17 protein-coding genes are annotated in these 19524 nt (G+C 71.9%); 14 read left to right on the top strand and 3 right to left on the bottom strand.

Going from position 1 to position 19524, the window contains the following annotated elements; translation table 11 throughout:
* Nucleotides 1–139: 139 nt before the first annotated feature.
* A complete protein-coding gene (locus tag E5083_RS16650; protein WP_135786471.1) occupies nucleotides 140–673 on the bottom strand; it encodes a TerD family protein in 534 nt (177 codons plus the stop codon).
* A 150-nt stretch (nucleotides 674–823) separates the two neighbouring features.
* Here E5083_RS16650 and E5083_RS16645 point away from each other — a divergent pair, with 150 nt between their 5' ends.
* From E5083_RS16645 to E5083_RS16625, 5 genes are all read left to right on the top strand, one after another.
* Nucleotides 824–1429 carry a YdbC family protein gene (locus tag E5083_RS16645; RefSeq protein WP_135786470.1) on the top strand — a complete coding sequence of 202 codons (606 nt, stop codon included), beginning with the start codon at nucleotides 824–826 and terminating at the stop codon, nucleotides 1427–1429.
* 81 nt (nucleotides 1430–1510) lie between these two features.
* The gene (locus E5083_RS16640; RefSeq protein ID WP_135786469.1) at nucleotides 1511–2170 is read left to right on the top strand and encodes a histidine phosphatase family protein; all 660 of its coding nucleotides are present in this window, start codon (nucleotides 1511–1513) and stop codon (nucleotides 2168–2170) included.
* 12 nt (nucleotides 2171–2182) lie between these two features.
* Nucleotides 2183–3094, top strand: coding sequence for an ADP-ribosylglycohydrolase family protein (locus tag E5083_RS16635; RefSeq protein WP_135786468.1), 912 nt, complete (start codon nucleotides 2183–2185; stop codon nucleotides 3092–3094).
* Nucleotides 3095–3167: 73 nt separating this feature from the next.
* The gene (locus E5083_RS16630) at nucleotides 3168–3869 is read left to right on the top strand and encodes a ribonuclease HII (protein ID WP_135786467.1); all 702 of its coding nucleotides are present in this window, start codon (nucleotides 3168–3170) and stop codon (nucleotides 3867–3869) included.
* A gap of 69 nt (nucleotides 3870–3938) precedes the next feature.
* Complete coding sequence (locus E5083_RS16625; RefSeq protein WP_135786466.1) at nucleotides 3939–4571, top strand: hypothetical protein; 633 nt, start codon at nucleotides 3939–3941, stop codon at nucleotides 4569–4571.
* Nucleotides 4572–4715: 144 nt separating this feature from the next.
* On the opposite strand, the gene E5083_RS16620 is transcribed toward E5083_RS16625, so the two are convergent.
* Both E5083_RS16620 and E5083_RS16615 read right to left on the bottom strand, forming a co-directional pair.
* Nucleotides 4716–5336 (bottom strand): hypothetical protein, encoded by a 621-nt coding sequence (locus tag E5083_RS16620; protein WP_135786465.1) that lies wholly within the window; start codon nucleotides 5334–5336, stop codon nucleotides 4716–4718.
* Between the two features lie 262 nt (nucleotides 5337–5598).
* Nucleotides 5599–6303: a ScbR family autoregulator-binding transcription factor gene (locus E5083_RS16615; protein WP_135786464.1), complete on the bottom strand. Its 705-nt coding sequence runs from the start codon at nucleotides 6301–6303 to the stop codon at nucleotides 5599–5601.
* 121 nt (nucleotides 6304–6424) lie between these two features.
* On the opposite strand from E5083_RS16615, the gene E5083_RS16610 reads away from it, so the two are divergent.
* The 9 genes from E5083_RS16610 to E5083_RS16570 all read left to right on the top strand — a co-directional run bounded on the left by E5083_RS16610 (nucleotide 6425) and on the right by E5083_RS16570 (nucleotide 19447).
* Entirely contained in the window at nucleotides 6425–7480 is a 1056-nt protein-coding gene (locus tag E5083_RS16610) for a ScbA/BarX family gamma-butyrolactone biosynthesis protein (RefSeq protein ID WP_244317521.1), read from the top strand.
* On the top strand, nucleotides 7477–8433 hold the full coding sequence (locus E5083_RS16605; protein ID WP_135786463.1) for an NAD-dependent epimerase/dehydratase family protein: 957 nt from the start codon (nucleotides 7477–7479) through the stop codon (nucleotides 8431–8433). Before E5083_RS16610 ends, E5083_RS16605 begins: the two co-directional genes overlap by 4 nt.
* 107 nt (nucleotides 8434–8540) lie before the next feature.
* Nucleotides 8541–9815 carry an MFS transporter gene (locus tag E5083_RS16600; RefSeq protein ID WP_135786462.1) on the top strand — a complete coding sequence of 425 codons (1275 nt, stop codon included), beginning with the start codon at nucleotides 8541–8543 and terminating at the stop codon, nucleotides 9813–9815.
* Nucleotides 9816–9857: 42 nt separating this feature from the next.
* On the top strand, nucleotides 9858–12020 hold the full coding sequence (locus E5083_RS16595; RefSeq protein WP_135786461.1) for a RecQ family ATP-dependent DNA helicase: 2163 nt from the start codon (nucleotides 9858–9860) through the stop codon (nucleotides 12018–12020).
* Between the two features lie 127 nt (nucleotides 12021–12147).
* Nucleotides 12148–13638, top strand: a complete 1491-nt coding sequence (locus tag E5083_RS16590) for a DUF4192 domain-containing protein (protein WP_135786460.1) — start codon at nucleotides 12148–12150, stop codon at nucleotides 13636–13638.
* A 104-nt stretch (nucleotides 13639–13742) separates the two neighbouring features.
* Nucleotides 13743–14501: an NUDIX hydrolase gene (locus E5083_RS16585; RefSeq protein ID WP_130337334.1), complete on the top strand. Its 759-nt coding sequence runs from the start codon at nucleotides 13743–13745 to the stop codon at nucleotides 14499–14501.
* Nucleotides 14502–14662: 161 nt separating this feature from the next.
* Nucleotides 14663–16438 carry an ABC transporter ATP-binding protein gene (locus tag E5083_RS16580; protein WP_135786459.1) on the top strand — a complete coding sequence of 592 codons (1776 nt, stop codon included), beginning with the start codon at nucleotides 14663–14665 and terminating at the stop codon, nucleotides 16436–16438.
* 162 nt (nucleotides 16439–16600) lie between these two features.
* Entirely contained in the window at nucleotides 16601–17488 is an 888-nt protein-coding gene (locus E5083_RS16575; protein WP_135786458.1) for a FadR/GntR family transcriptional regulator, read from the top strand.
* A gap of 432 nt (nucleotides 17489–17920) precedes the next feature.
* The gene (locus E5083_RS16570) at nucleotides 17921–19447 is read left to right on the top strand and encodes an RNA polymerase sigma factor (protein ID WP_135786457.1); all 1527 of its coding nucleotides are present in this window, start codon (nucleotides 17921–17923) and stop codon (nucleotides 19445–19447) included.
* The last annotated feature ends 77 nt before the right edge of the window (nucleotides 19448–19524 follow it).

Here is a 19524-nt window from a genome sequence, read left to right as displayed (position 1 = left end):
GCTATGGGGCAGAGGTTCGCTGCTGGGCTCAAGCCCATTTTCACTGGCCAGGACCACGGGCGGGACGTGGTCTACTCCGGACGTCTTGCAGAGGCGGCACAGCCCACCGCTGACACCCCCAGCCGGGGTGGTGGAGTGCTCAAGTCCGACGTTTGGAGCCCATGCCCCGAATAAAGGTCGCCGGGTCCTCGTCGGAGCCATGGATGCCCGGGTGGAAGGTCCACTCGCCCGCGCTGTCGCGGGTGAACTCGGCGACGACGGCTGCCGTGGCGTCCTGGGCGGTGGTGAAGTCGGCCTCGAAGAGGGTCGTGTAGCCCTCCGCGACGCGGACCGCCGGGTTCAGGACCGAGGCGAACGTGGTGCGGTTCTGACTCTGCTGGATGACGACGCCGACCACCACGCGCGCGTAGCGGGCGTCCAGGCGGCCGAGTTCGAGCTTCATGACCTCGTCCCAGCCGAACCCCTTGCCGTCGGGGCTGTCCCGGTTGAGGAAGATCGTGCCGTCGGGGGAGCGGCTGTCGAAGTGCACCAGATAGGCCGGTTCCCCGTACGCGTCCGCCGCCGTGAACGTCGCGGCAACGACGTCCAGGTCGGAGGGCGGCCGCCCCGCCGGACTGGGGTCCCACTTGAGCGCGACCTCGACCTCGCGGATTCCCTTGCTGACCCCGGTCACCAGGCTTCCCCTTCCCCCTGAAGCGCCATCATCCCCAACTCCCTTGTCGCCGGGACTTCTTCCCATCGTGTCACGCATCCGGCACCGGTGCGCGGGCGAACTCCGCCAGAGCGTGACCGACGCCACGCCCGGTGGCCTTACGATGGCGCGGTGCTGGTCAAGTGGATTCGCTGCACCGTCGTGGACCGTCGCGGGTTCGAACGCGGGCAGCGGAAATGGGCGGGGCTTCTGGGGGAGCCGGGGTTTCGGGGACAGGGCGGAGGCTGGAGCCGGCACCGGCCGGGAGTGGCGCACATCTTCGCCTTCTGGGAGAGCCGTGCCTTCTACGACTCCTTCATGGCCCGCTCGCACGACCGGCTGGCCGCGTCCCAGTCCGGCACGTTCAAGGACTCCCAGGTCAAGCTGTTCGAGTACCGCTTCGACGTGAAGACCGGCTTCGAGCCCCGGTTCACCGACGCCGACCTGGTACGGGTCGCCCTGTGCCGGGTCCACGAGGAGCGCGTCGAACACTTCACGCTGATGCAGGAGAAGGTCTGGAACCCGGCGATGGCCGGCTCGCCCGGCATGATCCGGGGCATGTTCGGCGAGGCGACCGAACACGACTTCCTGGTGCTGTCGATGTGGCGCGCGGCGGCCGAACACGGAAAGTATCGCACCGAACGCGTGGAGCGGCTGGCCCTGCGCGCCCAGACCGAGGCCGACATCGCCTCCCTCACCGGCGACATCGTGGAACTGGAACCCTCCTGGACGGTCTGAGCGGGGCGCGCGGTGTGACCTACACCGTATGAGGGCCGTACGAGTGTCCGGTCCCGCCCCCGTCCCCGTAGGGTTTCCGACATGGCACGACCACGGCGCATCGTCCTTGTCCGGCACGGGGAGTCAGTGGGCAACGTCGATGACTCCGTGTACGAGCGCGAGCCCGACCACGCCCTCGCGCTCACCGACCGAGGCCGGGAGCAGGCGGAGGAGACCGGCAAGCACCTGCGGGAGATCTTCGGCGACGAACGCGTGAGCGTCTACGTCTCCCCGTACCGCCGCACCCACGAGACCCTGGACACCTTCCGCCTCGACCCGGAGCTCATACGCGTGCGCGAGGAGCCCCGGCTGCGCGAGCAGGACTGGGGCAACTGGCAGGAACGCGACGACGTCAAGCTCCAGAAGGCGTACCGGGACGCGTACGGGCACTTCTTCTTCCGCTTCCCGCAGGGCGAGTCCGGCGCCGATGTGTACGACCGCGTCGGCGGCTTCCTGGAGAGCCTGTTCCGCAGCTTCGAGGAGCCCGACCACCCGCCGAACGTCCTCCTGGTGACGCACGGCCTGGCGATGCGGCTGTTCTGCATGCGGTGGTTCCACTGGACGGTCGCCGAGTTCGAGTCCCTGTCGAATCCGGGGAACGCGGAGGTGCGCATGCTCGTTCTCGGGGAGGACGGCAAGTACGCCCTGGACAAGCCCTTCGAGCGCTGGCGGGACCCGGTTCCGCACTGGATCGACGGATAGGCTGGCGGGAAGATGATCCCTGAATCCTCCTCCCTCCCCTCCGGGCGCCTGGAGCGCGCCCTGGCCAGCCTGCGCGGCCTCGCGGTGGGCGACGCGCTCGGCTCCCAGTTCTTCGTCCCGGTGAACCACCCGCTGCTCAAGCGCCGCGAGCTGCCCGCCGGGCCCTGGCAGTGGACCGACGACACGGAGATGGCCTGCTCCGTCGTCTCGATCCTGGCCGCGCACCGGATGGTCCACCAGGACGAACTGGCCCGGTCCTTCGCCGAGCACCACGACTTCGACCGGGGCTACGGCCCCGCCGTGAACCGCCTCCTGCGGCTCGTCCGCGAGGGCGCCGACTGGCGTGAACTCGCCGCCCAGCTCTTCGACGGCCGGGGCTCCTGGGGCAACGGCGCCGCGATGCGCATCGCGCCCCTGGGCGCCTGGTACGCCGACGACCCCGAGCAGGCCACCCACCAGGCCGAGATCTCCGCCTACACCACCCACCAGCACCGCGAGGCGGTGGCCGGCGCCATGGCCGTGGCCGCCGCCGCCGCGCTGGCGGCCGCTCCGGGCGGCCCGCCGGCTCCCGAGGCCCTGCTGGACGGTGTGATCGCCCTGGTGCCCCGCAGCGCCGTGGGCGCCGGTCTGCGCCGCGCGCGGGACATGCTCGACTACGGGGACGCGGCCACCGTGGCGGCCGTCCTCGGCTGCGGGCGCCGGACCAGTGCGCACGACACCGTTCCGTTCGCCCTGTGGTCGGCCGCGCGGGCCCTCGGCGACTTCGAGCACGCCTTCTGGACGACCGCGCAGGTCGGCGGCGACGTGGACACGACGTGCGCGATCGTCGGCGGTGTCCTGGCCTCCGGCGAGGCGGGAGCACCGCCCGCGAAGTGGCTGGAACGGACCGAGTCGCTGCCGGAATGGGTGCCGGGCCGCGTGTGACGCGTGTGATGTTTCCGGCTGCGAGGGGCCGGGGTGTCGGGGCGGCAGCGGGGCGGCGTAGTCTGAGTGCGCCATGCCGTACGAACCACCCACTCATACCGTCGAGCGCTCCCTTCGCGCCACGACCGGGGCGAAGGTCATCGCCGGCGTCGACGAAGTGGGGCGGGGTGCCTGGGCCGGACCCGTCACCGTCTGCGCGGCGATCACCGGACTGCGCCGCCCGCCCGAAGGGCTCACCGACTCCAAGCTCCTGACGGTCAAACGCCGTGCGGAGCTGGACGGGATACTGCGGTCCTGGGTGACGGCCTTCGCCCTCGGTCACGCCTCCCCGGAGGAGATCGACGACCTGGGCATGACCGCCGCCCTGCGGCTGGCCGCCGTCCGCGCCCTGGAAGCCCTGCCGGTCCGGCCCGAGGCCGTCATCCTCGACGGCAAGCACGACTACCTCGGCGCTCCCTGGCGGGTGCGCACGGTGATCAAGGGCGACCAGTCCTGCGTGGCCGTCGCGGCGGCCTCGGTGATCGCCAAGGTGTACCGCGACAAAATGATGGCCGAACTCGGTGCCGGCCATGCAGACTTCGGATTCGCGGACAACGCCGGGTATCCGTCGCCGGTGCACAAGGCCGCACTGGAGGAGCGGGGCCCCACCCCGTACCACCGTCTGTCGTGGGCGTATCTTGATGCGCTGCCCCGGTGGCGGCATCTCAAGAAGGTCCGCAGCCTCGTGGACGGCGGCGTCCCGGTGATCGAGGGCCAGCTCGGCTTCGATTTCTGACGCTTCCGCCCGCCGCCGATGTGCCACCCGGCCATCGGCGTCGTACCAACGTTTGATTAAAATCAGCTCATGCCTCTCCTTCCCGAGGAGCCTCAGATTCACGAGAGTGCCCAGGGTCCCGTCGCGACTCCGGCCAGCAGCCGCGTCGCACCGACCCCTCGTCCCGTACCCGGCCCCCGCCCCGCGGCTCCGGTCCGTCCCGGCCGGCCCGGCCTCCCGCGGCCCGCGCCGCCGGCGCAGCGCGCGCCGCGTGACGTGGCCCCGGCCGAGCCGAGCCCGTCGGGCCCGGCCGTTCCCGCCGCTCCCGCGGCCGGTCCCCAGATCCAGTTGATCCCGGCCTCGGCCGAGGGCGCGCTCGACGCCGCCGAGGAGGCGCTGGACCTGCTGCTCGACTCCGGCCGCGCCCCCGGCGAGGTCCTGGTGCTCACCACGGGTGCCCGGCACCCGTGGGCCGAGCACGAGCTGTCCTTCGGCGAGGCGTCCTACTGGGCGCAGCACGACGCCGGCGACGACGTCTTCTACGCCGACGGCGCCATGGCCGCCCGCGCGGCCACCCGGCCCGTGGTCATCGTCGCCGTCAACGGGGACGACACCGCCGCTGCCGCCACCGCCCTGCCGGTCGCCCACACGCGGGCCGGCGCACTGCTGATCGTCTGCGGCGACCCGCAGCAGATCAACGCGGTGCTGGGCGCCGGGGTCTGACCCCACCGCACGACCGACGGCGCCGCGCGCGCCGGACAGCCGCTCTGCCGTGACACGGCAGCGGGCGGCTGTTCGGCCCGCACGGCGCCGCAGCGGTTTTCCGGGATACGGCGCCGAAGTGTCCGGCGCCGGGACCGAGTTCGCTCAGCGGGCCGCGGCCCGGCGCATGACCTCGGAGACCGGCCCACCCGTGCGCGGCATCAGGGGCGGTGACTCGGACAGGGCGAAGGACTCCGGCGTGGAGTGCGCGTTGGGATGGCGTCCGCCGCGTCCCTCGCCGAGCACCTGCCAGCCGTCGTGCGTCAGCGTGATGTACGCGCCGCAGCGCAGCCCGTGCAGCGTGCAGGCGTCGCGCAGCCCCCACATCCAGGCGCCGTCCTCCTCCGTCCACCGCGCGTCGCCCTCGCGGCAGTACAGCAGCACGGCGGTGCGTACCGGGGTCCGGCGGCGCAGGTCGTGCGGGATGACCCGGCGCAACTGGTCCAGCAGCGCGTTGCGGAACATCCAGCCGTCCGCCGGGGCGGAGCGCCGGGTGAACGAGGCGCTGGCCAGCAGCCGTTCGTCCGCATCGAGGACGGCCACGATCGCGGTGGACGGCCGCGGGCGATGGCGGACGTGCAGGCCGCTGACGACCTCGCGCGGGTTGCGCAGCAGGGGGATTCCGGCGGCGGCCCACTCCGCGGGTTCGAGCAGGCGGCTGACGGAAGCGGCGGACGCGGACGTCGACAACGAGGCCGCCGAGGACGAGGCGAATCCGAAGGTCACGTTCCTCCCTTCGGCTACGCGCCCACACTGCGGGCGAGGTCGGAATTCGGGGGAGCGCGCACCGCAGTGAAGCCCAGCCGGAACACGGGCGAGCCGTGCGGGGAGCGGACTTCAATTCTTCCTGTCGAACTTCGATGCGGCAACGAGCAATTGAGGCCGCCGACGCTTATCTGATGGTCCGGGGCTTATATCCCTACCCACAGAGACCGGTGACGACGCCTGGGACGGCACGGGGTCTCTGGACGGCCCGCCGGAGGAGGTTTCAGGCGCTGATGCGAGCAGAGGGCTCGCCCTCGTCGTCCTCGCCCTCCTCCGCCTCCACGGGCCGCTGGGCCAGCAGGCGTTCGGCGCGGTCGGGGGCGAGGTCCAGGGTGGGCATGAGCTGGGGGAGGGTGATGCTGGGCAGGAGGTGTCTGAGCAGGACCGTCACCCGCTCGCTGAGGTCGGCGCGCTCGCACAGGATCTGCGACATCCACTGGATGCCGGTGAAGGAGCCGGCGAGCAGGTCGGCCGTCTCCGCCGGGTCGACGTGCGGCAGCAGTTCGCCCCGTTCCCGCGCCTCCACGAGCAACTGGGTCAGCCGGTTCGCCCAGGACTGGAACGGCGTGCCGTGGAACGGGTTGCTGCGCTCCGGGCCTTCTCCCCACTGGTCCATCGCCAGGCCCACGCTGGCCCGCGTCAACGGGTCGTGCCGAAGCTGGTGCGCGAACAGCAGCCCCTGGTCGATGAGTTCCTGCACCTTGGTGCGCTGCGGGGGCAGCGGGCCCACTTCGAGCTGGGCCGCGATCACCCCGAGGGCCAGCTCCTCCTTGGAGGCGAAGTGGAAGTACAGGCCACCCTTCGTGACCCCGGCGCGCGCGAGGATCTCGGTGATCGTGGCGGCGCTGTAACCGCGTTCGTCGAAGACGGCGGCCGCTGCCAGCAGGATCGTCTTACGGGTCTGGATCGCGCGTGCTTGGCGTGCCATGGGCTGTCGCCCCTGTTTCTATGTCAGAGCTTGGTCAGGTTCGCACACGAAGAGAACCGGACTGTCAGTATTTTGTCGAGGGGGAACGAGCCTTGATCACACCGGACTCAAAGGGCAATCCATGTCTGAAGGCATTAGCTTCATAGCCGATCGCGCCGACATCGGCACCTCATCGGCCGTACGGACGGTCATGACGCAGGCACCGGACCCCGCCGCGCCGCCCGAAGACCAGACCGACCCGCTGGTTCTTGTACCCGAATCCGGCGACACCGGTCAACCTCCGGCGCACGGCGGCCGGGCCACCGGCGAACTCGTGCACCGGCCGGACGCCGACGACGCCTTCCCCGTGGAATGGACCCGGCTGGCCGAGCACCGCTACCTGGTCGTCGCCGACTGGCCCGCCGCCCACCGCTTCTTCGCCCCGCTCCCCGGCGGCGTCCAGGACCCGTTGCTGGTAGCGGAAACGATGCGGCAGACCGCGATGATGCTGGCCCACGCCGAGTACGGGGTCCCCGCCGACCACCACTTCGTCATGTGGGACATGGAATACGCCCTCGGCACGGCCGACTTCGGCCTCTCGGACGCCTCGGGCCGCGTCGACGTCGTCGTGGAGTGCTCCGAGGTCCAGATGCGGGCCAGGAGCCTGGCCGGGATGAGGGTGCGGCTCACCTTCGAGCGCGGCGGGCGGCTCCTGGCCACGAGTACGGGCAGCCTGAGCTGCACTTCGGACCGGGCCTACCGCAGGCTGCGCGGCGACAAGCTGGCCGCCGCCGGTGACCCCGTACCGCTGCTGGACGGCGTACCGCCCGAGCGAGTCGGCCGTCGTGACCCCAGGGACGTCGTGCTCGCGCCCTCGGAGGAGGGGGACGGGTGGCGGCTGCGCCTCGACACCGCCCATCCCACGCTCTTCGCGCGGGCCAACGACCACGTCCCCGGCATGGTGCTCCTGGAGGCCGCCCGGCAGGCCGCCGTCGCGCTGGCTCCTGACGGCCGCTTCCTTCCCGCCTCGCTGGCGATCGCCTTCCGCCGGTACGCCGAACTCAACCAGCCGTGTCTTGTCCGCGCCCGGCGCGAAACCTCCCCCGAGGGTGAAGTCTCGGTCCATGTCGAGGGCGTCCAGGGCAACGAGGCCGTCTTCACGGCCACCCTTGGCGACACCCCGGAGGCGACCCGATGACCCGGCGCCTGCTCATCACCGGATCGAGCGGATTCATCGGCGGACACGTGCTGAGGGCCGCCCGCGCCGCCGAGGACGTACGGCTCCGCCTGCTCGTCCGCACTCCGCCGGCCACGCCCGACCCGGACGTCGAGTACGTGTACGGCGACCTCACCGACCCGGCCTCGTTGCGCGGCGCCTGCGCGGACGTGGACGCCGTGGTGCACTGCGCCGGGCTGATCGGCGGCGACGCGGAGCTGCTCCGCCAGGCCAACGACCTCGGCACCCACGCCCTGGCGGAGGAGGTACGCCAGGCCGCAGTCACGCGGTTCGTGTACCTCAGCACGGCCGCCGTGCACGGACGCGGGCCCTTCCGTGATGCGCGGCCCGGCGAGGTGCCCGTAGCCCCCGCCTCCGACACCAGCCGCACCCGTGCGGCCGCCGAGGAACACGTGCTCGCGGCGGGCGGAACGGTTCTGCGCCCCCACCTCGTTCACGGCAGGGGCGACCGCTGGGTGATCCCCGGCATCCTGGCCCTGCTGCGCACCCTGGACGGCCTCCCGGACGGCTGGGCCGGGCTCCAGTCGATGATCGACGCGGACACGCTGGGCCGGGTCGCCTTCGCGGCGGCCACGAGGGGGCCAGCGGACGGTGTGGGGCGCGTCCACTACGTCACCCATCCCGATCCCGTGCCGGGGGAGCTGCTGCTGTCCACCGTGGCGGAGACCTTCGGGCTCTTCGCCGAGGACGCCCCGCGCGTCTCGGCCGAGACCGCCCGGCAGCGGGTGCTCGACCACCCCGCCGCCCGCCACCACCTCGGCATGCTCGCCGTCGACCACTGGTTCAGCGACCAGTCGCTGTGGAGCGAGTACGGCGTCGAACCGGGCGCCGGATTCGCCGGGCGCTTCCCGGAGTACGCCGACTGGTATCGCGAACAGACCGGGTTGCCTGCGGGGTTTGAGAAGACGCGGTGACCTAAGGCGGTGTCAGCGCAGATCCCGGCCACGCGCGCGTAGCCGGGATCTGGGTCGCGCGCGGCGCGGCTCGGCCCGCATCCGGGCGCCCCTGGTAGGACCGGATCATGACGCGAGGAACCGGCCGCCACCTGCTCGCCACCAGCCTGCGCTCCCTGAAGGTGCGCAACTTCCGGCTCTTCGCGGTGGGCCAGATCGCCTCCGCCACCGGCACCTGGATGATGGCCGTCGCCCAGGACTGGCTCGTACTGGAGCTGACCGGCGACTCCGGCGGGGCCCTCGCCACCGTCACCGCCCTCCAGTTCACCCCGGTCCTCCTGCTGACCCTCTACGGCGGCCGGCTCGCCGACCGGTACGACAAACGCGCCCTCCTGACCGGCGCCAACATCGCCTCCGGCGTTTTCGCCCTGAGCCTCGGCCTGCTGGTCACCGCCGACGCCGCCCGGCTGTGGCACGTCTACGTCGCGGCCGCCGCGCTCGGCGTGGCCAACGCCGTGGAGGTCCCGGCCCGGCTGTCCTTCATCACCGAACTCGTCGGCCCCGAACTGCTCCCCAACGCCTCCGCGCTCAGCGGCGCCTACTTCAACATCGCGCGCGTACTGGGCCCTTCGCTGGCCGGGCTGCTCATCCAGTGGTCGGGCACGGGGACCGTCATGCTGCTCAACGCCGTCAGCTACACGGCCACGGTCGCCGGGCTGCGCGCCATGCGGCCGGCGGAACTGCACCGCGTGCCCCGCCAGGCCACGCCCGCGCGCGTCATCGAGGGCCTGGCCCATCTGCGGACCCGGCCCGACCTGCTCACGACGCTCGCCCTGGTCGCGGCGGTCGCCCTCTTCGGCCTCAACCTGCCTCTGACGCTGCCGCTGATGGCCCGCGTCGTGTTCCACACCGAGGCCGCCTCCTTCGGCCTCCTCACCGCCGCGCTCGCCGGTGGCTCCCTCCTGGCCGCGCTGGTCGGCACCCTGCGCCGGACCCGCCCCTCGGCGCGGCTGGTGGCCGCCTGGGGATGCGCCTTCGGCGCGCTGGAGCTAATCACGGGGTGGGCGCCGAACCTGCCCGTCGCGCTGGCGCTGCTGGTGCCGACCGGATTCGCCTCGCTGTACTTCGTCCAGGCGGCGAACCACCGCATCCAACTGGGCGGCGACCCGGCTCACCGGGGCCGGGTGATGGCCCTCTACACCGTGATCCTGCAAGGCAGCACCCCGCTCGGCGCCCTCTTCGTCGGCGCCGCCACCCACACCCTCGGCGCCCGCTCGGGACTGTGGGCGGGCGGACTGATCGCACTGACCGCCGCCCTCATGGCCCTGGCCGGGGCACGCGCGGACGCGCCGGTACGGGCTCCCGAGGACGAGCGGGTCCGGCCGACGGGCAGTCGTCCGTAAGGCGAGTGGCCGGATGTCAGTGGGGTGCGGTTGCATGGGGGCATGAACGACCTGGAGCAGTTGCGTACCGAAGCCGACGCCGTCCTCGCCGAGCTGGTCGGCGCGCCGGAGGGTTCGGCGCGGCTGCGGGAAGACCAGTGGGAGGCGGTCAAGGCCCTGGTGGTGGACCGGCGCCGGGCCCTGGTCGTGCAGCGCACCGGCTGGGGCAAGTCGGCCGTGTACTTCGTGGCCACCGCTCTGCTCCGCCGTCGCGGCGCGGGTCCCACGGTGATCGTCTCGCCGCTGCTGGCACTGATGCGCAACCAGGTCGAGTCGGCCGCGCGGGCCGGCATCCAGGCCCGCACCATCAACTCGGCCAACCCCGAGGAGTGGGACGCCATCCACGAGGAGGTGGAGCGCGGCGAGGTCGATGTGCTGCTGGTGAGCCCGGAACGGCTCAACTCCGTCGACTTCCGCGACCGCATGCTGCCCAAGCTGGCGGCCACCACCGGCCTGCTGGTCGTGGACGAGGCGCACTGCATCTCCGACTGGGGTCACGACTTCCGCCCCGACTACCGCAGGCTGCGCACCATGCTCCAGGAGCTGGCGCCCGGCGTGCCCGTGCTCGCCACCACCGCCACGGCCAACGCGCGCGTCACGGCGGACGTGGCCGAGCAACTGGGCACCGGCGCGGGCGAGGCGCTGGTGCTGCGGGGGCGGCTGGACCGGGAGAGCCTGCGGCTCGGCGTGGTCCGGCTGCCGGACGCCGCGCACCGGCTGGCGTGGCTGGCGGAGCACCTGAACGAGCTGCCGGGCTCCGGGATCATCTACACGCTGACCGTCTCGGCCGCCGAGGAGGTCACCGCCTACCTCCGCGCGCGCGGCTTCGCCGTCGCCTCCTACACCGGCCGCACGGAGAACGCCGACCGCCAGCAGGCCGAGGCCGACCTCCTGGACAACCGGGTCAAGGCCCTCGTGGCGACCTCCGCGCTGGGCATGGGCTTCGACAAGCCCGACCTGGGCTTCGTGGTCCACCTCGGCTCGCCGTCCTCCCCGATCTCCTATTACCAGCAGGTGGGCCGCGCGGGCCGAGGCGTCGAGCATGCCGACGTGCTGCTGCTGCCGGGCAAGGAGGACGAGGCGATCTGGCGGTACTTCGCCGAGGTCGCCTTCCCGCCCGAGTCCCAGGTCCGCCAGACCCTGGCCGCCCTCGCCGACGCGGGCCGACCGCTGTCGGTACCCGCGCTGGAGTCGCTGGTGGACCTGCGGCGCACCCGGCTGGAGCTGATGCTCAAGGTGCTGGACGTGGACGGCGCCGTCCACCGGGTGAAGGGCGGCTGGACGGCCACCGGCGCCGAATGGATCTACGACGCGGACCGCTACGCCTGGGTCGCCCGCCAGCGCGCCGCCGAACAGCAGGCCATGCGGGACTACGTCGGCACGGACGAGTGCCGGATGGCGTTCCTGCGCCGCCAGCTCGACGACGTGGAGATCACCCCGTGCGGGCGCTGCGACACCTGCGCGGGCGCCTGGATCGACACGGCCGTCTCCGCCGACGCGCTGACGGCCGCCGCCGGTGAACTGGACCGGCCCGGCGTGGAGATCGAGCCGCGCCGCATGTGGCCCACGGGGATGCCGGCGCTGGGCATCGACCTCAAGGGCCGCATCCCGGCGAAGGAGCAGTGCGCCACCGGGCGTGCCCTGGGCCGGCTCTCGGACATCGGCTGGGGCAACCGGCTCCGGCCGCTGCTGGCCGAGCAGACGCCTGACGGTCCGGTGCCGGAGGACGTGCTGAAGGCCGTGGTGGAGGTCCTCGCCGACTGGGCACGCTCGCCCGGCGGGTGGGCGTCGAACACGTCGGACGCCATGGCGCGTCCGGTCGGTGTCGTCGCCATGCCGTCGCTGAGCCGGCCGCAGCTCGTCGCCTCGCTCGCGGAGCGGGTGGCCGAGATCGGACGGCTGCCGTATCTGGGGGCGCTCGCGTACACGGGAGAGGCGGGGGCGCATCAGGCGCATCGCAGCAACTCCGCTCAGCGGTTGCAGGCGCTGGCTTCGGCGTTCACGGTGCCGGGGGAGTTGGCGGCGGCTCTGGCGGGTGCTCCGGGGCCGGTGCTCCTCGTGGATGACCGGACCGAGTCCGGGTGGAGTCTGGCGGTCGCGGCGCGGTTGTTGCGGCGGGCGGGGGCGGGGGAGGTTCTGCCGTTGGTGTTGGCTGCGGCGGGGTGAGGTGGGCTCTGGGCGCGGGGGCAGGCGGGCTCGGTCGAGTTGGTTGTCGTGTCCCTGCTTCGACTTATCCACAGGCCCGTTATCCACAGGCCCAGCGGGATTGTGAGATTCGCGGGATCGTCAGCGCATGACGAATCACGGCGAAACGACCGAACCCTTCGAAAACGGTGACATCGCGGCGGGAGTGTCCTTCGACGGGCAGCTCACGCCCGACACCCCGATCGCCCTGCGCACCCCGGCCGAGCTGGCCGACGCGCTGCCGTACCTGCTGGGATACCGCCCGGAGGACAGCATGGTGCTGGTCAGCCTGCTCGACCGGGGCAACTTCGGCGGGCGTGCCCGCCTGGGCATTCCGGCCGGCGTCGAGGACTGGCAGGCGGCGGCGCGGCAGATCGCCAGAGGGCTGGTGATCGGCGCCCGACGGCGCGGTTCCCGGCCCGAGCGCATCGTGGCCTACGTCTGCCAGGAGCCACGGCCAGGGGAGACGGGGCGGGACGTGATGCTCCGGCTCGCCCCGCTCGCCCAACTGCTGCGCACCGAGTGCGGCAGTCTCGACGTACCGGTGATCGAGGCGCTGTGCGTCTCGGACACCCGCTTCTGGTCCTACGTCTGCCCGGTGGAGAGCTGCTGCCCGCCCGAGGGCACGCCGATGGGCATGCCGGGCACCTCGGCCATGGCGGCCGCCGCGACCTACGCCGGTATCCAAGTACGGGGCTCGTTGCGGGAGCTGCGCGCGAGGATGCAGCCCTGGGAGACCTCGGCCGCACTGGAGCAGGAGGTCGCGCTGGACGCCGCGGGCATGTCGCTGGTGCCCCGCATTCTGGACGACACGAGCCGCGTCGAGGTGGCCGAGGAGACGCTGGACCTGGCCGGACGCGTCATCCGCCGGTTCGCCGAGGCCGCGCCGGTGTCGGGGGTCCACCCGGCCGACGTCCGCGACGACGCGCTCCTCGGCCACGACGAGGCGGCCACCCTCATCCTCGGCCTCCAGGACCGCACCACCCGTGACCGGGCGGCCGCCTGGATGGAGGGCGACGAAGGCGCACCCGCCCTACGGCTCTGGCGGGCACTCGCCCGCCGCTGCGTCGGCCCGTACCGAGAACACGCGGCGGCTCCGCTCACCCTGGCCGGCTGGGTCGCCTGGTCGACCGGCGACGACATCGAGGCCCGAGAGGCCCTGGCCATGGCCCTCGGCGCCGACCCGCACTACCTCTTCGCCCAGCTCCTGCACCGGGCGTGCAACGAGGGCCTGGACCCGGAGTCCATCCGCCGATGCCTCCGGCAGGAGCGGCACGGGCGGACACCGGGGGAGGGGCCATCGTCGACGGGGCCGCACATCCCGGAGCAGAAAACCGGCTCCCAGCTCCCGCCGGGTACGCCCCTCCCCGCGCAGGACACGGCGGAGGCGGACCGGGCCACCCCGACGCGCCGAAAGCGCCGCCCCCGCTCCACCGGCCCAGGCGACACCGCCCCTGGCAACACCGGTCCTGGCGAGACCGCCCCCGGTAACACCGGCCCCTGCCCCCAGCGCCCGCAAGCCCAGACCCGCCGCCCGACCCGCTCACGCCCCACCCCCTCCGGAGCCGGCAAGACATGCAGCAACGGGGAGGACGGCTGAGCGGCCCCCCGAACTGTTTGATCCCACCATCCGCTGCCACCGGATTCACCGATCCTCCCAGCGAACGGAGTGTTTATCGTCAGGAAGACGACTATGATCGCGGCATGCCCTACGACCCGTCAGCGTTCCCGCCCTTCGCCGTCACCGTGGACCTGGTCGTGCTGACCGTGCGCCGCCACGCCCTGTGCGCGCTGGCGGTACGCCGGGGCGAGTCGCCCTTCCAGGGGCGGTGGGCACTCCCCGGCGGCTTCGTACGGGACGACGAGGACCTCGCCCAGGCGGCGGCGCGCGAGCTGGCGGAGGAGACGGGGCTCCGGGCCCACGACCCGGCGACTCCGGCGCAGGACAACGGTGCCCACCTGGAGCAGCTTGCCACGTACGGGGACCCGAAGCGTGATCCGCGTATGCGCGTGGTCAGCGTCGCCCACCTCGCCCTCGCGCCCGACCTCCCCGCCCCGCGCGCGGGTGGCGACGCGAGCAACGCGCGCTGGGCGCCGGTGGAGGAACTGCTCCAGCAGGGGGGCTACGGCCGCGACGGCGAACCGATGGCACCCCTGGCCTTCGACCACGCCCTGATCCTTTCCGACGGGGTGGAGCGCGCCCGCTCCAAGATCGAGTACTCATCGCTGGCCACCGCTTTCTGCCCGCCGGAGTTCACGGTCGGCGAGCTGCGTCGGGTCTACGAGGCGGTCTGGGGCGTGGCGCTCGACCCGCGCAACTTCCATCGCAAGGTCACCGGCACGCCCGGCTTCCTCGTCCCCACGGGCGGTACCACCACCCGCCAAGGAGGCCGGCCCGCGCAGCTCTTCAGGGCGGGCGGTGCCACGCTGCTCAACCCCCCGATGCTCCGCCCCGAGGTCTGAGGCGAGGCGTCGGACCATCACGGGCGCGGCAGTTGGGGAGCCGTCGCGCGCGGGACGCTCATCGGGCAAGTGAGCCATGCAGGTTGCCCCTCCGTCGAACAACTGCCGGACAGAAGGGGTGATACCCGGAAATCAGGACATAGCGCGCTATCTTCCGTCAGGTGATCCAGGCTGTCGGACTGACCAGTGATTCCCTCAAAGACCAGCCGCCCGCCGTCGAGGACGTCTCCTTCGAAGCGCGCGCCGGCCAGGTGACCGCCCTGCTCGGAGCGGCGGGCGCGGGCAAGACGACGGTGCTCCGGCTGATGCTCGAACTCCAGCGAGGGCGCGGCATCGCCTACTTCAGAGGGCGCCCCCTGCACTGCATCACCCACCCCTCACGCGAAGTCGGCGTACTGCTCGGCGATGTACCGGGACACCCCTCCCGGACGGTCCGCAACCACCTGCGCATGCTCTGCGCGGCGGCCGGTGTCCCGGCCAGGCGGGCCGACGAAGTGCTGGAAGAGGTCGGCCTCGTCAGCCTCCGCGAAGAACGGCTCGGCACACTGTCCCTGGGTATGGACCGCCGACTCGGCCTGGCCTGCGCCCTGCTGCCCGACCCGCACACCCTCGTGCTGGACGAACCGGCCGCCGGACTCTCCGCACCGGAGGCACGTTGGCTGCACTCCACCCTGCGGGAGTACGCCGACCAGGGCGGTGCCGTACTCCTCACGACCGCCGCCCCCAAGGAGGCCGCCCGGCACGCCGATCACGTCGTCACCCTCGAAGCTGGCCGGGTCGCGGCGGACCTGGACGCCGCGGAGTTCGCCCGTACCCGGCTCCGGCCGCGTGTCGCCGTCCGCAGCCCCCACGCCGCACGCCTGGCCAGCCTGCTCGCCAAGGAGGCGCGCACCGAACGACGTTCCGTGGAGGTCGTCCGCGAACAGGGCAACCGCCTCTCCGTGTACGGCAGCACCACCGCGGATGTCGGGGAGACCGCCTTCCGGAACGGCATCCTCATCCACCAACTCGCGGATGAAGTCGGTGACATGCGGCCGGAGCCACGCGAGGAGGAGCAGCCGGTACCGGCCGAAGACGCTGCCATGCCGGAGGGTGACGCGGAGCCGGAGGAGACCGAGACCGCAGAAGCCCCCGAACCTCTGCCACTCCCCATCGCCGTCCGCTCCGTACGCAGCCCCCTCCGGCCCCTGCGCTACGAACTCCGGCGCGCCACCGGCATCAGTACCGGGTTCGTCGTCTGCGGGGTCGCCCTCGTCGTGTCCGCGGTCACCGCCGTGGTGCTGGCCCGGATCGGGCACACCCCGCAGGCGCGCCTGTTCGCCGCGTGGCCACGTGAATTGCCGTTGCCGCCGGTCGCGCTCGCGGCGGGGCTGCTCGGTGCGCTGGCTTTCGGGGACGAGTTCCGCCATCCCGCGCTGGCGGCGGACCGGGGCACCGTTCCCCGTCGGCTGGGGCTGCTCACCGCGAAGCTCCTCGTCTCCGGAATCACCGCCGGAATGCTGGCCTTTCTCGCGCTGGGCTGTGACGCCGAGCTTCTCTATCTCGTCTACGGCCGGGAATTGGTTCAGGTCCCCGAGGACTGGCTGCCGCTGTGTGCGAGTTGGCTGGCGCTCGTGGTCGGCTGCGCGTGGGCCGGTGTACTGGCGGCCGGGGTGTTCCGGTCCACGGCGGCGGGGCTGGCCGCCGTACTCGCGGTGCCGGTGGCCGTCGTACCGCTCGTGCACCGGTTGTTCGAAGGCTCATATGTGCGAGTCGCAGCCGGGATTCACGTACGGATGCGGGAGGTTCTGCTGCTCCAGTGGCCCTTCGGAGGGGAGCGCTATCTGCTGGGTCTTGCACGAGTGATCGCTCAACCCGTGGGTGGCGCAATGACGTTGTCGCTCGCCGCGCTGCTGTGCGCGTACCTGATCACGACCCTGCGCGCCCGGGCGAGATGACGGCCTGAGGTGCGGTTTCCGAGCCGCTGTGCACACAACTCCCCACAGAAAGCCCGTTTATTTCCGATAAGGCGTCAATTGCGACGGGGTGAGCGATCACCCTTTCGTGTGCTTTTCACCAAAGCCCTCAAGGCAGTTGAAGGCAACGCCGACAAAAGATGCGTGAGTACCCTTGCGCACACCATGATGACCGCCGCCCGCTCCGCCGACTCCGGCCTCGCCGGACCGGGCGAACTCGACCGCTACCCCTACGCCGAGGCCCCGATGGCCGACCGCGTGGCGGCGCCCGCCTGGGAGGGCGCCGATTCCGACCTGGGCCGCGTGGGCCGGCGCGCCGCGGGCAGCCGCGGGCGCGGACTGCACGGCCAGCTCGTCCAGCAGCTCGGTCAGATGATCGTCTCCGGCGACCTGGGTGCCGACCGCCCGCTGGTGCCGGAGGAGATCGGCCAGCGTTTCGAGGTCTCCCGCACCGTCGTGCGCGAGTCCCTCCGGGTCCTGGAGGCCAAGGGCCTCGTCAGCGCCCGGCCGAACGTGGGCACCCGCGTGCGCCCGGTGAGCGACTGGAATCTGCTCGACCCGGACATCATCGAATGGCGCGCCTTCGGCCCGCAGCGCGATGACCAGCGCCGCGAGCTGAACGAATTGCGCTGGACGATCGAGCCGCTCGCCGCCCGTCTCGCCGCCGGACACGGCCGCGAGGACGTGCAGCAGCGCCTCGTCGACCTGGTCGAGATCATGAGCCACGCCTTGGCCCAGGGCGACGCGCTGACCTTCTCGCGCGCCGACGCCGAATTCCACGCGTTGCTCATCCAGGTCGCGGGCAACCGGATGCTGGACCACCTGTCCGGGATCGTCACCTCCGCCCTCCAGGTCTCCGGCGGCCCGGCCACCGGCTGCGAGCGGCCGACCGAGGCGTCCGTCGCGCAGCACGCGCGGATCGTGGACGGACTCGGCAGCGGCGACGGCGCCGTGGCCGAGGGCGCGATGCGCCAGCTCCTCACCGTCCACCCCGAGGTGGAGCGCGTGGTCCCCGCGCCGCGCGAGCACTGACGGGGAAGCGGACGGCGCGCCCGCTCGTGGCGCGCAACAGTGATCGAGATGGCGGTACCGCGACCGGGTCCCGCCGTCGCCGGACTCGGCCGGACTCCCTGGATTCCGGCCGAGTCCGGCGGTACGACAGGCCGTCCGGACCGGCGAAGTGATCAAGACAGAAATCGGCAGCGGACCGCTTCGTTCACATCTGATCGCATTTGGCTGTAGGCAGGGTGTGACTCGGGCCACGCGGATTGGGCGTAACGCTCCCGGAAACAGCGCGATGACCTAAGAGGTGAACAGCCGCGAAGGGAATACGGACGCCGTGCCAGGCGCTGTGTCTCTTCCCGGCCCCGCCCGCGCCGTCGGCCCATCCCCAGGCCGGTGGTCGGCTCCTGTCCATGACGGACGGTGCCGGAAGCCGCTTTCCAACGTTCCGAGAGGTTGTTCGTGTCGGCCAGCACATCCCGTACGCTCCCGCCGGAGATCGCCGAGTCCGTCTCTGTCATGGCGCTCATTGAGCGGGGAAAGGCTGAGGGGCAGATCGCCGGCGACGATGTGCGTCGGGCCTTCGAAGCTGACCAGATTCCGGCCACTCAGTGGAAGAACGTACTGCGCAGCCTCAACCAGATCCTTGAGGAAGAGGGTGTGACGCTGATGGTCAGTGCCGCAGAGCCCAAGCGCACCCGCAAGAGCGTCGCAGCGAAGACCCCGGCCAAGCGCACCGCCACCAAGACGGTTGCGGCGAAGACGGTGACCACCCGGAAGGCCACGGCCGCCCCGGCCGCGTCCGCCGCCGCGGGCGAGGACACCGACGACGCCGCCTCCGTCGCGAAGGCCGCTGCCAAGAAGACCACCGCCAAGAAGACGGCCGCGAAGAAGACCACGGCCAAGAAGACGGCGGCCAAGAAGACCAGCGCCAAGAAGGACGACGCCGAGCTTCTCGAGGAAGAGGTCGTCGAGGAGACCAAGACCGAGGGCGAGCCCGAGGGCACCGAGGCCGCCGGCTTTGTACTGTCCGACGAGGACGAGGACGACGCGCCCGCGCAGCAGGTCGCCGCGGCCGGGGCCACCGCCGACCCGGTCAAGGACTACCTGAAGCAGATCGGCAAGGTCCCCCTGCTCAACGCGGAGCAGGAAGTCGAGCTGGCCAAGCGCATCGAGGCCGGTCTGTTCGCCGAGGACAAGCTCGCCAACTCCGACAAGCTCGCGCCGAAGCTCAAGCGCGAGCTGGAGATCATCGCCGAGGACGGCCGCCGCGCCAAGAACCACCTGCTGGAGGCCAACCTCCGACTCGTGGTCTCCCTGGCCAAGCGCTACACCGGCCGCGGCATGCTCTTCCTGGACCTGATCCAGGAGGGCAACCTCGGTCTGATCCGCGCGGTCGAGAAGTTCGACTACACCAAGGGCTACAAGTTCTCCACGTACGCCACCTGGTGGATTCGTCAGGCGATCACCCGCGCGATGGCCGACCAGGCCCGCACCATCCGTATCCCGGTGCACATGGTCGAGGTCATCAACAAGCTCGCCCGTGTGCAGCGCCAGATGCTCCAGGACCTGGGCCGCGAGCCCACCCCGGAGGAGCTGGCCAAGGAACTCGACATGACCCCCGAGAAGGTCATCGAGGTCCAGAAGTACGGCCGCGAGCCCATCTCCCTGCACACCCCGCTGGGCGAGGACGGCGACAGCGAGTTCGGTGACCTCATCGAGGACTCCGAGGCCGTCGTCCCCGCCGACGCCGTCAGCTTCACGCTCCTCCAGGAGCAGCTCCACTCGGTGCTCGACACCCTGTCGGAGCGCGAGGCCGGCGTCGTCTCGATGCGCTTCGGTCTCACCGACGGCCAGCCGAAGACCCTCGACGAGATCGGCAAGGTCTACGGCGTGACGCGTGAGCGCATCCGCCAGATCGAGTCGAAGACCATGTCGAAGCTGCGCCACCCGTCGCGTTCGCAGGTGCTGCGCGACTACCTCGACTAGGTCGACTCCGTTCGAACACCGAAGGCCCGGCTCCCCTCGTGGGGGCCGGGCCTTCGTGCTGCGGGCCACCGCGTGCT

Origin of the sequence: Streptomyces bauhiniae (assembly GCF_004784475.1) — a bacterium.
GTDB lineage: Bacteria > Actinomycetota > Actinomycetes > Streptomycetales > Streptomycetaceae > Streptomyces > Streptomyces seoulensis.
This window is presented reverse-complemented; position numbering and strand designations above follow the sequence as displayed.

Coding starts and splice junctions, on each gene's coding strand:
- E5083_RS16605 (WP_135786463.1), top strand. CDS start 7,477: ATGACCCGGCGCCTGCTCATCACCGGATCGAGCGGATTCATCGGCGGA.
- E5083_RS16635 (WP_135786468.1), top strand. CDS start 2,183: ATGATCCCTGAATCCTCCTCCCTCCCCTCCGGGCGCCTGGAGCGCGCC.
- E5083_RS16625 (WP_135786466.1), top strand. CDS start 3,939: ATGCCTCTCCTTCCCGAGGAGCCTCAGATTCACGAGAGTGCCCAGGGT.
- E5083_RS16585 (WP_130337334.1), top strand. CDS start 13,743: ATGCCCTACGACCCGTCAGCGTTCCCGCCCTTCGCCGTCACCGTGGAC.
- E5083_RS16640 (WP_135786469.1), top strand. CDS start 1,511: ATGGCACGACCACGGCGCATCGTCCTTGTCCGGCACGGGGAGTCAGTG.
- E5083_RS16595 (WP_135786461.1), top strand. CDS start 9,858: ATGAACGACCTGGAGCAGTTGCGTACCGAAGCCGACGCCGTCCTCGCC.
- E5083_RS16615 (WP_135786464.1), bottom strand. CDS start 6,303: ATGGCACGCCAAGCACGCGCGATCCAGACCCGTAAGACGATCCTGCTG.
- E5083_RS16630 (WP_135786467.1), top strand. CDS start 3,168: ATGCCGTACGAACCACCCACTCATACCGTCGAGCGCTCCCTTCGCGCC.
- E5083_RS16610 (WP_244317521.1), top strand. CDS start 6,425: ATGTCTGAAGGCATTAGCTTCATAGCCGATCGCGCCGACATCGGCACC.
- E5083_RS16590 (WP_135786460.1), top strand. CDS start 12,148: ATGACGAATCACGGCGAAACGACCGAACCCTTCGAAAACGGTGACATC.
- E5083_RS16600 (WP_135786462.1), top strand. CDS start 8,541: ATGACGCGAGGAACCGGCCGCCACCTGCTCGCCACCAGCCTGCGCTCC.